This window comes from Rathayibacter tritici, assembly GCF_002932875.1.
Taxonomy (GTDB): domain Bacteria; phylum Actinomycetota; class Actinomycetes; order Actinomycetales; family Microbacteriaceae; genus Rathayibacter; species Rathayibacter tritici.
Genome location: NZ_PSWS01000056.1, coordinates 36,112 through 49,569, shown reverse-complemented (window position 1 = coordinate 49,569; position 13,458 = coordinate 36,112). Strand labels below are relative to the sequence as shown.

Here is a 13,458-nt window from a genome sequence, read left to right as displayed (position 1 = left end):
GTGGCATCTCGCGGAGTGTTCCCAGGACGTTTCGAGCGGATGAACTCGGGCGCGTCGAGGGGCACGGGGCGGGCGGATCGTACAAGACTCAGAGTCTCAACTGCGGCGACTCGGGATGCTCCGCCGGTGCGCGGTCCACTCCGCAGGCGCGAGGCTGGCCGCACGGACACCGATCCGGACGAGCACCGCCGAGTGACCGGCCACGGCCGCACGGAACGGACAGGAGCGGACATGTCGATCATCCTCGGGGACCACCAGTACGGAAAGGCCGAGAACCGTGTCGTGCGCATTTACCGCGAGACGCCGCGGCACGAGATCCACGACGTCAACGTCTCAACCGCCCTCCGCGGCGACTTCGAGGCCGCACACCGCGAGGGCGACCAGTCGGCCGTCCTGCCCACCGACACCCAGAAGCAGACCGCCTACTCCTTCGCCAAAGAGAAGGGCCTGCGCTCGATCGAGCCCTACGGCCTCGAGCTGGCCCGCCACTTCGTCGACGGCTACGAGCCGGTCCGCGGCGCCCGCATCGAGATCGAGGAGTTCGCCTGGGAGCGTGTGCTCGTGGACGGGCGGGAGCACGATCACACCTGGGTCCGGACAGGCCAGGAGACGCGGATCGCCTCGGTCACGGTCGAGGGCTCGGCCGATAAGCGACGGATCTGGATTACCGGCGGATTCAAGGACCTCACCATCCTCAAATCCACCGGGAGCGAGTTCCACGGCTTCCTCACCGATCCGTACACCGTCCTCCAGCCCACGAACGACCGGGTCATGGCGACCTCGCTGGTCGCCCGGTGGCGCTTCGCCCTCACGGAGGCGGAGATCGCCGACATGGACTGGGAGGCGGTCTACGCGGGCGTCAAGGCGCTGATGACGAGCCGCTTCGCGACCGTGCACTCCCTCGCCCTCCAGCAGACGCTCTTCGAGATGGGCAAGGCGGTGCTGGAGGAGTACCCGCAGATCGTCGAGATCCGACTCTCGGCTCCGAATAAGCACCACTTCGTCTACGACCTCGCTCCCTTCGGCGTCGAGAACGACAACGAGGTGTTCCACGCCGACGACCGCCCCTACGGGCTGATCCAGGCGAGCGTCACCCGCGATGACGCGCCGCCCGCGGGTCCCGCCTGGACCGCGTACACGGGCCTGGTATGACCGAGGTCCGGGGCGTCCACCGCGGGCACATCCTGCACATCGCCGGGCGCGCAAGACTCGAGACCGCGCGCGAGGCGCTGGTGTCCATCCCGGACGGCGCCCTCGCGGTGGCCGAGGACGGCACCATCGCCTGGGTCGGCCAGCACGGCGAGCTTCCGGAGCGATTCGCCGACTGGCCGGTCTCGGGCGACGCCGCGTCGATCCTGCTGCCCGGGTTCGTCGACACGCACATGCACTTCCCTCAGACGTTCTCGACCGACGGCTTCGGCGGCGGCCAGCTGCTCGAGTGGCTCGACCGGACGGTATTCCCGGCGGAGGCGCGACTCGCCGATCCGGAGTTCGCCGACGTGGTCGCGCGCGCCTTCACCCGGCGGCGGATCGCCGCGGGGACGACCGCAGCGATGGTCATCGGCTCCGCGTTCCCGGCCGCGCAGGACGCCCTCTTCGAGCGCACCCGCGAGGTCGGCTTGCGGGTTGTGTCGGGGCGCGGCATCCAGACCGTGGGCCCCGTATCGGCGGCGCCGCTGATCACCTCGGAGGCGGAGGCGCTGGCGCTCACCGCGGACGAGATCGCCCGCTGGCACGGGAGGGACCCTCTCCTGCAGGTCGCCATCGTCCCGCGGTTCTCGCTCTCCGTCACTCCGCGGACCCTCGGCGCCCTCGGCGACCTGTACGACGACGTGCGCGGGCGCGGCGTCTACGTGCACAGCCACCTCAACGAGAACGATCGGCCCGGCGACGGCGAGATCGCCGCGGTCCTCGGCTCGTACCGCACCCGCAGCTACCTGGACACCTACGACGGGCTCTTCCTGCCCGGCTCCGCACGCGGCGGCTCCTCCCTGCTCGGACCGCGCACGATCCTCGCGCACGCCGTCCACTGCCAGGACAACGAGCTGCACCGGATGGCCGAGACCGGCACCTCGATCGCGCACTGCCCGACCTCGCAGCAGTTCCTCGGCTCCGGTACGATGCCCTGGCGCCGAACCGTCGCCTCGGGTGTCACCGTCGCGTTGGGAAGCGATGTGGGCGCGGGCGACGAGTGGCTGCTCCCGCGCGTGGCGAACGACGCGTTCAAGGTGCACGTGTCGGAGCCGGGCGACGCGGCGGTCGCGCTGCACCCGGCCGAGCTCCTGTTCACGGCGACGCTGGCCGGGGCGCGGGCCCTCGACCAGGAGGACCGCTTCGGCAACTTCGACCTCGGCAAGGACGCGGACCTGGTGCGCATCGAGCCCGACCGCTGGGAGCCGCTCGCCGACGTGCTCGCCCACGGGATCCGAGCCGATGACGCGGCCGAGGCGACCGAGCAGCTGCTCTTCGCGCTGCTGATGACGCTGCGGGAGCCGGCGATCGCGGCGGTGCACGTGCGGGGGCGGCGCGCTGCTCCGTAGTGACGGGGCCGGGCGGGGCGCGGACGTTCGATTTGCAGGGGATCCCGCGCCGAGAGCGCTCTCCTCCGCCTCCGCCGACCTGCGCGAGACGTATCCCCTGCACATCGCACACGGTCCTGCGAATCGGACGGCGGCCCTGCGAATCGCACACGGCCCTGCACATCGGACGGCGGCCCTGCACATCCCACACGGCCCTGCACATCGCGCAGCCCGGCAGCGCACCGCTCGGCTCAGCGCAGTCGCAGCGCCAGGAACAGGTCGGCGCGATCCGCCGTGTCCGACAGGTCGCGCTGCGTGAGCTCCTCCGCCCGCGCGATGCGATACCGGACCGTGTTCAGGTGCAGGTGTGTCTGCTCCGCCGTGCGCACCCACGAGCCGCCGCAGTCGAGGAACGCCGCGAGCGTGGCGACCAGCTGCGAGCTGTAACGCGCGTCGTGCTGAACCAGCTTTCCGAGCACCAGCTCGACGAACACGGAGCGCAGGTGGTCCGGCACCGCGCTCAGCAGCTGCACCGCCGAGGTCACCTCCCCGGAGTCGCTGATCCGCACCGGCGAGTCGTCGCCCGGCACGCCCGGCAGCATCATGCCGTAGCGCGCCGAGCGCAGGGCGCCGCCGAGTGCGGGCAGCGCCGTCGCAGCACTCGTCCCCACCCGCAGCACAGCACCCGGCCACGCGGCCCCCGCGCGCCGCAGCGCCGAGGTGACCACGGCGAGCGGATCCGCACCCGTCGGGATCGCGTCGGTCGCCTCCGCGGGCAGCACCGCGACCGCGCAGCCCTTCGCGTTCCGGCCGACCACGGCCCGGCCCAGATGCGCCGCGGCATCGAGCAGCATGCGGCGCGCCAGATCCGGCGGCGCATCCCCCTCGAACTCTGCCGAGGCCACAATGCAGCGCCCGACTCCGCCGAGTCCGAGCTGGCGGAGGTACACCGCAGCCTCCGGCTGCTCGCTGTCCTCCTCGACCAGCTCGAGCAGGCGGTCGGCGAGAGCGGAATCCGCCAGCAGGGCCGCCTCGTGCTGCAGCCGGTAGACCCCCACCACTCCGACCAGCTCGGTGACGGCGTCGAGCACGGACGCGGGCCAATCGTTCCAGTCGCCGCCGACCACGACCAGCCAGGAGGTGGCACGGTGCTCGCCCGCGCCGGCGACCGCGAGCACGGAGAGAGCGCCGCCGCGCACATCCGGCACCACGACGGGGCCGCGCCGGGCCGTGAGCGCGGCGTGCACGATCCGCTCGATCTCGCCGAGTCCCAGTGGAGCGGCGGAGGCGGCCGTGCGGCCGGTCGCGGTCAGCACGGTCACCGGAAGCCCGAGTTCGCGGGAGGTCCGCGCGATGAGTTCGTCGAGCTGCTGCCCCCGGTAGACCTCGGTCAGTAGCTCCCGCTGACGGGCGAGGGCCGCGGTCAGCCGCGCCACTCGATCCCCCGCGAGAGCGTTCGAGAGGTGCGCCGTGATCGCACCGAACGAGACGTCGGCCGGCACCGCGATCAGCGGGACGTCGTGCTCGCGGCAGGCGACGACGAGGTCGTCCGGCACGAAGCCGAGCAGGCCCTCGCCTGCGAGCAGGGCGCTGGCTCCGGAGTCGGCGACCGCGGCGACGAAGGCCGCGCTGTCCTGCGGTCCCCGGTGCCAGACCAGGCCCGTCAGAACGAGCTGACCACGCGCCAGGTAGCGGCGGGGGTCGAGCAGGTCGGTCGTGAAGATGCCGTCGACCGGCCGCGCGAGCGCCCCGTCGCCGGCGACGAGCACGCGCAGGCGCAGCTGCGGCGCGTCGAGGACGTCCTGCAGCTGCATTAGCTGCCCCGGTAGGTCGAGTAGGCGAACGGACTGAGCAGGAGTGGAATGTGGAGGTGCGCGTCCTCGTCGTCGAGCCGGAATGCGACGACGACCTCCGGGTAGAACGACTCCGTTCCCGAGGCCGCGAACCAGGAGCCGGTGTCGAAGACGACGCGGTAGACCCCGGCGGGCAGCCGTTGCGGCCCGAAGGCTCCGACGCGTCCGTCGTCGTCGGTGCGGGCCTGGGCGAGGCGGTGCCAGCCGGAGCCGCTCCGCGCCTCCAGGGCGACGGGCACATCGCGCGCGGGTCGGCCGCGGACGGCGTCGAGCACGTGCGTCGTGACGTGGCTGGCGTGCCCGCTCATCGCGACGCCTCCTCAGCCACGAGGAGCCCGTGCTCGAGCCCGCGCACGCGCAGCACCGTGATCTCGCGCAGCTGCTCGGTGACGATCCGGGCCTCCGTCTCCGGGTCGAGCCCGAGACGACGCTCCAGCTCAGCGACGACCGCGGCCCGATCGCTTCCCGCCGCGCGGATCAGGAAGACGCGCCCGAACCGCTCCTCATAGGCGCGGTTGCCGACCAGCAGCCGCTCGGTCAGCGCCTCGTCGGCGGTGCGGCTCGCCGCCTGCTCCGCGGCGGAGAAGGCGGAGGAACGCCCAGCGCCCGCGCGCCGCTCGCCGATCCGCGGGTGGTCGGCCAGCGCCGCGTCCACCTCCTCGGCGGTGAGGGTGCGCGCCACACGCTCGGCCGCCTCGGCCAGCGCATCGACGTCGGAGTAGGGGGCGCCGGCGGCGACCTCGTCGGCCCAGCGCGGGACGGCGAGGCAGGCGAGGAGCACGTCGCGCGCGGTCTCGGATCGGGTGTCGGTCATGCGGTCTCCTTCGTCCGGCGAAGCGGCAGGCTCCGCCTGGGGCACGATGGTCGGGTGGATGCGGTCGGGAGTCGTGAGCTCGTCGGGCTGGTGCTCGCCGCGGGCGCAGGGCGCCGCGCGGGCGGCCCGAAGGCGCTGCGGCGAGACGCGGAGGGTGTGCCGTGGGTGGAGCGCGCCGTGCGGCGGCTCGACGCGGCCGGCTGCGGGCGGGTGCTTGTCGTGCTGGGTGCGGGGGCGGAGCGGGCGCGCGACCTGGTGCCGGCGACGGCGACGGTGCTCATCGCGGCCGCATGGCAGGCGGGTCTCTCGGCGTCGCTCCGGGCCGGCCTGGTCGCGGCCGAGGGGGTCGCGTCCCTGATCACCCTGGTCGACCTGCCCGACGAGCCGCCGAGTGTGGGAGCCCGGCTGCTCGCGCAGGCCCCACCGGAGCCCGGAGTGCTCGCGCGCGCTGTCTTCGACGGCCGTCCCGGTCATCCGGTGCTGGTGGGCAGCGACTACTGGCCGACGCTCCGCGAGAGCGTCCACGGCGACTCCGGCGCCCGCCACCTGCTGCTCGCGGAGGGAGTGCGCGGGATCGAGTGCGGCGACCTGTGGTCGGGGGTGGACCGCGACGGGCCGCGCTGATCCGCTCACGCACATCCCGCATCATCCAGGGCAGCGGCCAGAGCGCGCCAGGCGAGCGTGGCGCAGACCGAGCGGACCGGGTTGCCCGCCACCGCGAGCAGCGCCGCCTCCTCGCCGGCGAGCGGACCCTCCCGACGCGCCATCGCCGTAAGGAACGCGTCGATCCGAGCGCGCACCTCGGCCGCCGGTCGTGCGTCGAGGCCGTCGACCAGGAGCGACGCGGAGCCCCGCGAGATCTCGCAGCCCCGCCCGCTCCAGGCGACCCGAATCTGCTCCGCGCTCCCGTCGACGCGCAGCTCGATCCGGTCGCCGCAGGTCGGCGTGATCAGCTCGGCGCGGCCGAGGGACGGAGCGGGGTCCGAGCGCCCCACCGGGTCCTTCGCATGCGCGCGGATCAGCTCCGCCGCCTCGCTCACGTCCGGTCCTCCAGCTCGGCGAGCTCCGCGTACGCCGTGCTGATCCCCGCGATCCGCTCGCGGGACTCCCGTGGGGCCGCGCCGAGCACTCCGGAGGCCAGCAACGCCACCGCGCTCATCGCCGCCGCGTAGCTGTCGAACGCCGTGCCGCTGTCGACAGGGCACTCCAACCAGACCCTCGCCTGCTCCGCGTAGCGCCGAGCGGGCGGATCCGCGAGCAGCACCACCGGCACGGCGCGCGCGGCCAGCGTCTCGACCAGCCCCGCGAACGAGGCCGGACGGCGCCGGAAACCCACCAGTACCACGACGTCCTCGGCTCCCAAGCCGGCCAGTTCCTCGCCGAGCGATTGACCGGGCTGCGGTGCGATCCGCACCCGCCCGCGTGCCTGGGCGAGCTGCTGGCGCAGGTGCAGCGCCACCGGGTAGCTGTTGCGCAGGCCGATCACGACCACCTCGCGCGCGCCGGCGACCAGCCGCACCGCTTCCTCCAGCCGCCCGTCACCGACCGCGCCGGCCAGGCGCGCCAGGTTCGCCCGCTCGCTCTCGAGGTGCGCGATGAGCGGATCGCCGTGCCGCTGCGCGGGCCCGACCGGCACCCCGGAGGAGCGCAGCGCGCGGGCGTGCTCACGCACCTCTTGCGAGTTCGAGAACCCCAGCCGGCGGAACAGCCGCGAGACCGTGGCCTTCGAGACTCCGCTGTGCTGGGCGAGCTCGGTCGCCGTGTAGACGGCCAGGTCGCCGAGGTGGTCGAGGATGAAGTCGGCCGCCCGCTGCTCCTGCCGAGAGAGTGCGGCGTAGGCGGCATCGATGCGGTGGCCGATGCTCGTCGAGGCTGAGGCGATTGCGGAGGCGGAGGTCACGCGGCCGGCGCCCCTTCGGCGAGCGCCAGGACCGCCGCCTCGAACGCGTCCAGGGCTGTTGCGACGTCGGCCTCGGTCACGCTCTCGTCCGGGTGGTGGCTGACGCCGCCCTTGCAGCGGAGGAAGAGCATCGCGTAGTCGGTGAGATCGGCGACCGCCATCGCGTCGTGCCCGGCCTTGGAGAACAGCACCATTGGCTCCGCGTCCCCGGTCGCTCGGATGCCCGCGCGCACGACGTCCTGGAGCCGCGGGGAAGCAACGACCGCGGGGGCCGAGTGGGTCTGCTCCACCGTGAGCGCGAGGCGGCGGCGCGAGGCCGACTCCGACATCGCGTGCTCGATTGCGTCCCACGCCGCGTCGCGCTGTGCGTCGGTCTCGGCGCGCAGGTCGAGGGTGAAGTCGACTCGGCCGGGGATGACGTTGACCGCGCCGGGGAAGGTCTCGAGCCGGCCGACCGTCGCGATCACGCCCTGCTCGCGCGCGATCCGTTCCACCGCGAGCACCGCCTCCGCCGCTCCGGTCAGCGCGTCACGGCGGCGGTCGAGCGGGACTCCGCCCGCGTGCCCGGCCGTGCCGGTGAGAGTGAGCGAGAAGCGACGCGCCCCCGCAATGGAGGAGACGACGGCCAGAGCGCGGTCTGCTTCCTCGAGGTATGGTCCCTGCTCGATGTGGGCCTCGAGGTAGGCGAGCACGTCCTGCGCGTCGCGCGCGGCGGTGTGGATGCGGGAGGGGTCGAGCCCGAAGTCGCGGAACGCCTCGACGAGCGTGGTCCCGTCGGCGTCCTCGAGCTCCCACCAGCGCTCGTCCCAGGTGCCGGCGAGTGCGCGGGAGCCCAGGAGCGCCGTGCCGAAGCGGGTGCCCTCCTCGTCGCCGAACGCGACGACCTCGACCGCGAACGGCAGCCGCCGACCCGCCGAGTGCAGGCGCGAGACCACCGCGATCGCGAGCGTCACACCGAGGATCCCGTCGTACCGGCCGGCGTCGGGCACGGTGTCGAGGTGCGAGCCGAGCAGCAGCGCTGGGAGTCCCGGGGTCGCTCCCTCGTAGCGGCCGCACTGGTTGCCGGCCGCGTCCTGCCACGTGCGCATTCCGGCCTCGGTCATCCAGCGCGCGGCCATCGCGTTCACGCGGACGTGCTCGGGCGAGAGGTAGACCCGCTCGATCCCGTCGCGGCTGGAGGAGACTGCGGCGAGCTCGTCGCAGCGGGCCATGATGGCGATGGCATCGATGGCTGTGGCGTCGCTCATGCTCGTGCCGCCCCGTACACCTCGTACGCTCCCGCAATTCCGCCGCCCACCGGCACAGCGGCGCCCGCGCGGCGCAGCACCGCCTCCAGCGCCGCCAGGGTGGTCAGTACGGCGTCGGTGCGAGCGTTGTAGCCCATCGTGCCGATGCGCCAGACCTTCCCGTGCAGTGGGCCGAAGGAGGTGCCGATCTCGATGCCGAAGTCGGTGAGCATCTCCCCCCGCACCGCGTCCCCGTTCACGCCCTGCGGGATGTGCACCGCGACCACATTGCTCATCTTGTGGGCGACGTCGCCGAACACCTCGAGGCCGAGCCCGCGCACGCCTGCGAGCATCGCCGCGCCGTGCAGCTCGTGGCGCGCGACGGCCGCGTCGATCCCCTCCTCGACGAGGAGGCGAGCGCACTCGCGGGCGCCGTAGAGCATCGTGGTCGCCTCGGTGTGGTGGTTGAGCCGACGCGGTCCCCAGTAGTCGAAGACCATTCCGAGGTCGAAGTAGTTGGAGCGGACCCGGCGCGCGCTGACCGCGTCGCCCTCGTCGCGGATCCCCGCCTCGATGCTCTTGCGCGACTCGATCACCGCGACGGCCTTCTCGGAGAAGGTGACCGGCGCCGATCCGGACGGGCCGCCCAGGCACTTCTGCAGCCCGGCCGACACCGCGTCGAGCCCCAGCTCGTCGGCCGCAAAAGCGTTGCCCGCGAGGGAGGCGGTGACGTCGGTGTAGAAGAGGGCGCCGTGCTTCTCGCAGAGCGCGCCGAGATCCTCCAGCGGCTGCGCCATCGTGGTCGAGGTGTCGCCGTGGACCACGGCGAGAACCTTCGGCTTCACGCGCGCCAGAGCCTCGGCGATCGCGGACACGGGGAAGACCTGCCCCCACTCCGCCTCGATCACGTGCACCTCGGCTCCGCACCGCTCCGCGATCTCGCGCAGGAGGTGCCCGAACCGCCCGAAGATCGGCACCAGCACGCGGTCCCCCGGCTCCAGCATCGAGACCAGCGCCGCCTCGATGCCCGCGCGGCTCGTGCCGTCGATCAGCATCGTCTTGTCGTTGCGGGTGCGGAAGACCTGCCGGTACAGCTCCTGCGTCTCGGTCATCGTCGCCGTCATGAACGGGTCGTACTGCCCGACCAGTTGAGCCGACATCGCACGCAGCACGCGCGGATCGGCGTTGATCGGGCCCGGACCCATCAGCAGACGCGGCGGCGGATCGACGGGGAGGAACGGCGCGGGCGCGGTCATGGTGCCACCTCTTCACGTGCGGGTGCGCGGGGATGCGAGCGTGCGTAGGAGAAACAGGTGTTTCAGCGTCAGAGCCTATGCGACGGACGTTTCGCCCATGTTTCCGAACCCGAGGGCGTCGGCCGCCCCTGCTCCGGCGCGATGCCTCCTCCACAGGCAGTGTCGGGGCGCGAGTTGTCCGGATCGGATGGCTTCGGGGCCCGGATGTCGGTGATCCCTGATTCAATACGAGTATGACGGATGACAGGCAGCAGGGACTCGAGGAGGTCCGCGCCCTCGGCGACCATGCGGCGCGGCTCGCCCGCTCCGCGGCTCCGCTGCACCTCGCCTCCGCCGAGGCTCTGCACGCGGCCTACACGGCAGCGCTGCGCTGCCCGGAGTCGTTCGCCCGTGGCGGCTCGCCCCGGGAATCGCGCGACCTCGTCGAACGGTCGGTCCGGGCCGAGCTCGCCGTGGCGCTGAACGTGTCCGAGCGCGTGGCCACCCGAGAGCTCGAGCACGCCCGGTTGCTGGTCGAGCACCTGCCGTGTACTCGCGCCGCCCTGGCGCAGGCACGCCTGCGGTGGGAGGCGGGTCAGCTCATCTGCGGAGTCGCTGCGACCCTGCCCGCCGCCTCTCTCGCCGCGTTCGATGAGCGCGCCGCGGGACTGGCCGCCGAGATGACCCCGACCCAGCTGCGCCGACGCCTCGCCCGGCTCCGCGATGAGCTGCACGACGTCCCCCTCGCGGATCGGCATGCCCGCGCTCGCGAGGACCGCGCCGTCTGGGTCTCGCCCGAGCACGACGGCATGGCGACACTCTGCGCGACCCTCCCCGCTCCGATCGCCCTCGGCGCGCTCGCACGGCTCGATCGAATCGCGCGGACGCTCCGCGACGGCACCGGCAGCACCGGGAGCACCGGGAGCACCGGCAGCGACCCGGGCGCCCCTGCGGAGGAGCGCACGCTCTCGCAACTGCGGGCCGACGCCCTCGCCGACCTGCTCTGCGACGGCGATGTGTCCGGCACCGCACCGGGCGAGGAGCGTCCGCGCACGTTCGCCACCGGCATCCGCGCCGAGGTGCGCCTGACCCTCGCCGCGAGCACCGCGGCCGGTCGCGATGAGGGTCCGGTCGAGCTGGACGGCTACGGATTCGTCCCCGCCGGCATCGCCCGCGACCTTCTCGGAGCAGACGCCGTGATCACGCCCGTCCTCACTCAGCCCGGCACCGGTGCGATCGTGTCCGTGGGACGCACGTACCGCCTCCCGCCCCCGCGGATGCGCCTCGCCCTACAGCTGCGGGACCGGACCTGCCGCTTTCCCGGCTGCACCCGGCCCGCCGCGAGCGCCGAGGCCGACCACACCCTCGAGTGGCGCCACGGAGGAGCCACCGCCCTGCACAACCTGGCATCGCTCTGCGTCGCGCACCATCACGTCCGTCACGGCGATCGCTGGACCTACACCCTCCATCCCGACGGTGCGGCCGACTGGACCACTCCCACGGGCCGCCGCGTGGTCACCCGGCCGCCCGATCCGCCGGATCCGCCGACGTCCACGCGTAGGCCGAGCTTCGCCGACGCCCCACCGCCGTTCTGAGTCCTCGGCCCTCAGTCCTCAACCCTCAGTCCTCGGCCCTCGCCAACCCCGCGGCCAGCTCCAGCAGCGCGAGATCCGCTCCCCGCGGACCCACGAGGCAGAGCCCCACCGGAGCGCCGTCGACACTCAGTCGCGGCACCGAGAGCGCCGGATATCCGCCGATCCCGGCCACGCAGGTCAGGCCGAGCGTCGCCGTGCGCGCCGCGTCGAGCGCCTCCGCCGAGGCATCAAGGGCCGGCGCGACCGACGACGTCGAGGGCAGGAGCAGCACCCGCCCGTCCAGCGCCGCGTCGAGCGCCTCGCGGAAGCCCGCCACCCGCGCTCGCGCACTCGCCTCTGCCTCCGCGGCCACCTGAGAGGCCGCGTCGAACCGCGCCTGCACGTCGTCGGCCACAACCCCCGGGTGCGCCGCGACCCAGGTACCGCTGGACTGCCACGCCTCCGCCGCCTGCACCACCCGGAACGCCTCGAACATCTCCGCGACTGGCGGCAGCGCCACCTGATCGGCGCCCAGACCCTCGACCGCTGCTTGGAATGCAACGGCCACCACCGCATTCACCCCGCCGAGCAGCGCAGGTGCCACCACGAACCCGCGGGTCGACGGCCCCCGGGGCAGGCAGACCTCCGCCACCCGCTGTAGCGTCCCGAGGTCCCGCGTCAGCCAGCCCACCGTGTCGAAGCTCGGCGCCAGTGGCAGCAGCCCCTCGACGGACACCACACCGTGCGTGGTCCGCAGCCCCCACAGCCCCTGATACGACGCCGGCACCCGAATCGAGCCCGCCGTGTCGGTCGCGAGCCCGATCGCCGCCTGCCCGAGCGACACCGCGGTCGCCGGTCCGCTGGACGAGCCACCCGGGATCGCCCCCAGCACGGCCGGATTCGGCGGCGTCCCGTAGCCGGAGTTTCGGCCGGCGATGCTGTACGCGAACTCGTCGGTCTGCGCGATCCCGCGCACCGTCGCGCCCGCGTGAAGCAGGCGCGCGACGGCCGGAGCGGTCGCCGACTCGATCGGCGCCGCGGCCAGGTAGGCGGGCACTCCCGCACCGATCCGCTGTCCCTCGATCGCGAACAGGTCCTTCACCGCCACGTCGAGTCCGTTCAACGCCCCGGCGCCGGAGGCCGGCACGAGCGGCGCTCCCACCGCCCGCCAGACACGAGCGTCGAGAGCCTGCTCCTGCACCTGCGCCGCGCGCACTCGCCACCTCCCGGCCTCACGAATCCACAGCTGCGCATCCGCGAGGGCCGCGACGTCATCCGCCGCCAGCGCCGCCGCGTACGCCTCGACCGCGTCGACCAGGCCCGTCGGCAGCACGCCCTCCAGCGTCGTCACCCGCAGATCAGGCATCGACGTCCGCCGTCCAGACGCGAGTACGCGGAGGCGGGCACGACGAACTCCTCCGTCTCCCCCATCGGCCGACCGGATCCCGGCCCTGATCCTCTAGCACGCCGCCCTCGCCTGGCTGAACCGTCCACTCCGCCTGCCGCATGGGAGTCCGCCTCTCCGCGGCCCGTCCGCGTCGTCCGACCATAACGACGTCGTGTTTCACGCAGTAGCACCCGTGTGTCACGATTCTCCAGACCCACCCCGACGACAGGACTCCCGTGTTCCGACGCCTGCGCACCCGCACCGAGGGCGCGACCCTCGGCCTGATGCTGGCCCTCACCTTCTCCACCGGCATCATCGACGCCGTCGGCTACCTCGGGCTCGACCGCGTCTTCGCCGGCAACATGACCGGCAACGTCGTCATCCTCGGCATGGCCCTCGCGGGCGCCGCCAATCTGCCCGTGGTCGGACCCCTGATCGCGCTCGGCGCCTTCATGATCGGCGCCGTGATCGGTGGCCGGGTGCTCCGCCCGGTGAAGAAGGGGTGGACCTCCCGCTCGACCTGGCTGTTCGCGGTGGTCGGGATCCTGCTGGGCGCCCTGGCGATCCTGCTCGCCGTGGTGCCCGAGCCCCCGGAACCGCTCGCCCTCACCGTCACCGGGGTTCTCGGCGCAGCGATGGGTCTCCAGGCCGCGACCGCGCGCCACCTCGCGGTGAAGGACGTCACCACCGTCGTCGTCACCTCGACGATCACCGGGCTCGCCGCCGACTCGCGCCTCGCCGGCGGCTCCGGCCAGCCCTGGTTCCGTCGCGCCGCCGCCATCGCCCTCATCGCCTCAGGCGCCGGAGTCGGAGCGCTCGCCCTACTCGTCGGACTCTGGCTCGGCCTCGCCGTCGCCGCCGTGATCACCCTCGTCGCGACACTGCTCGGCGAGCTCGTCGTTCACTCCCGCTACGTCGGCCCCACTCCCACCGACCTGACGGCGTAACGC

General features: G+C 73.2%; 13 protein-coding genes. 5 read left to right on the top strand and 8 right to left on the bottom strand.

What is annotated here, in order from left to right; all coding sequences use genetic code 11:
- Positions 1 to 231: 231 nt before the first annotated feature.
- Both pucL and C5D07_RS10080 read left to right on the top strand, forming a co-directional pair.
- On the top strand, positions 232 to 1,152 hold the full coding sequence (pucL, locus tag C5D07_RS10085; RefSeq protein ID WP_068253506.1) for a factor-independent urate hydroxylase: 921 nt from the start codon (positions 232 to 234) through the stop codon (positions 1,150 to 1,152).
- Positions 1,149 to 2,540 carry an amidohydrolase family protein gene (locus tag C5D07_RS10080; protein WP_068253508.1) on the top strand — a complete coding sequence of 464 codons (1,392 nt, stop codon included), beginning with the start codon at positions 1,149 to 1,151 and terminating at the stop codon, positions 2,538 to 2,540. Before pucL ends, C5D07_RS10080 begins: the two co-directional genes overlap by 4 nt.
- Before the next feature lie 230 nt (positions 2,541 to 2,770).
- Here C5D07_RS10080 and C5D07_RS10075 read toward each other — a convergent pair whose 3' ends face one another.
- From C5D07_RS10075 to uraD, 3 genes are read right to left on the bottom strand one after another with little or no spacing between them, the layout of a single operon-like run.
- Positions 2,771 to 4,333, bottom strand: a complete 1,563-nt coding sequence (locus C5D07_RS10075; protein WP_104259289.1) for a PucR family transcriptional regulator — start codon at positions 4,331 to 4,333, stop codon at positions 2,771 to 2,773.
- Positions 4,333 to 4,680, bottom strand: coding sequence for a hydroxyisourate hydrolase (uraH, locus tag C5D07_RS10070; RefSeq protein ID WP_104259288.1), 348 nt, complete (start codon positions 4,678 to 4,680; stop codon positions 4,333 to 4,335). Before uraH ends, C5D07_RS10075 begins: the two co-directional genes overlap by 1 nt.
- The gene (uraD, locus tag C5D07_RS10065) at positions 4,677 to 5,186 is read right to left on the bottom strand and encodes a 2-oxo-4-hydroxy-4-carboxy-5-ureidoimidazoline decarboxylase (RefSeq protein WP_104259287.1); all 510 of its coding nucleotides are present in this window, start codon (positions 5,184 to 5,186) and stop codon (positions 4,677 to 4,679) included. Before uraD ends, uraH begins: the two co-directional genes overlap by 4 nt.
- A 54-nt stretch (positions 5,187 to 5,240) precedes the next feature.
- On the opposite strand from uraD, the gene C5D07_RS10060 reads away from it, so the two are divergent.
- Positions 5,241 to 5,810 (top strand): nucleotidyltransferase family protein, encoded by a 570-nt coding sequence (locus C5D07_RS10060; RefSeq protein ID WP_211286374.1) that lies wholly within the window; start codon positions 5,241 to 5,243, stop codon positions 5,808 to 5,810.
- Positions 5,811 to 5,815: 5 nt separating this feature from the next.
- Here C5D07_RS10060 and C5D07_RS10055 read toward each other — a convergent pair whose 3' ends face one another.
- From C5D07_RS10055 to C5D07_RS10040, 4 genes are read right to left on the bottom strand one after another with little or no spacing between them, the layout of a single operon-like run.
- A complete protein-coding gene (locus C5D07_RS10055; RefSeq protein ID WP_068253517.1) occupies positions 5,816 to 6,226 on the bottom strand; it encodes an iron-sulfur cluster assembly scaffold protein in 411 nt (136 codons plus the stop codon).
- Positions 6,223 to 7,086, bottom strand: a complete 864-nt coding sequence (locus tag C5D07_RS10050; RefSeq protein WP_249028220.1) for a MurR/RpiR family transcriptional regulator — start codon at positions 7,084 to 7,086, stop codon at positions 6,223 to 6,225. Before C5D07_RS10050 ends, C5D07_RS10055 begins: the two co-directional genes overlap by 4 nt.
- A complete protein-coding gene (locus C5D07_RS10045) occupies positions 7,083 to 8,333 on the bottom strand; it encodes an allantoate amidohydrolase (RefSeq protein ID WP_068253520.1) in 1,251 nt (416 codons plus the stop codon). The genes C5D07_RS10050 and C5D07_RS10045 overlap by 4 nt, the downstream gene beginning before the upstream one ends.
- A complete protein-coding gene (locus C5D07_RS10040) occupies positions 8,330 to 9,568 on the bottom strand; it encodes a pyridoxal-phosphate-dependent aminotransferase family protein (protein WP_068253523.1) in 1,239 nt (412 codons plus the stop codon). The genes C5D07_RS10045 and C5D07_RS10040 overlap by 4 nt, the downstream gene beginning before the upstream one ends.
- A 233-nt stretch (positions 9,569 to 9,801) precedes the next feature.
- Here C5D07_RS10040 and C5D07_RS10035 point away from each other — a divergent pair, with 233 nt between their 5' ends.
- Positions 9,802 to 11,142 (top strand): HNH endonuclease signature motif containing protein, encoded by a 1,341-nt coding sequence (locus tag C5D07_RS10035; RefSeq protein WP_104259286.1) that lies wholly within the window; start codon positions 9,802 to 9,804, stop codon positions 11,140 to 11,142.
- A 25-nt stretch (positions 11,143 to 11,167) separates the two neighbouring features.
- On the opposite strand, the gene C5D07_RS10030 is transcribed toward C5D07_RS10035, so the two are convergent.
- Positions 11,168 to 12,487 carry an amidase family protein gene (locus tag C5D07_RS10030; RefSeq protein ID WP_104259285.1) on the bottom strand — a complete coding sequence of 440 codons (1,320 nt, stop codon included), beginning with the start codon at positions 12,485 to 12,487 and terminating at the stop codon, positions 11,168 to 11,170.
- Between the two features lie 257 nt (positions 12,488 to 12,744).
- Here C5D07_RS10030 and C5D07_RS10025 point away from each other — a divergent pair, with 257 nt between their 5' ends.
- On the top strand, positions 12,745 to 13,455 hold the full coding sequence (locus tag C5D07_RS10025; RefSeq protein ID WP_308470756.1) for a YoaK family protein: 711 nt from the start codon (positions 12,745 to 12,747) through the stop codon (positions 13,453 to 13,455).
- Positions 13,456 to 13,458: the final 3 nt, after the last annotated feature.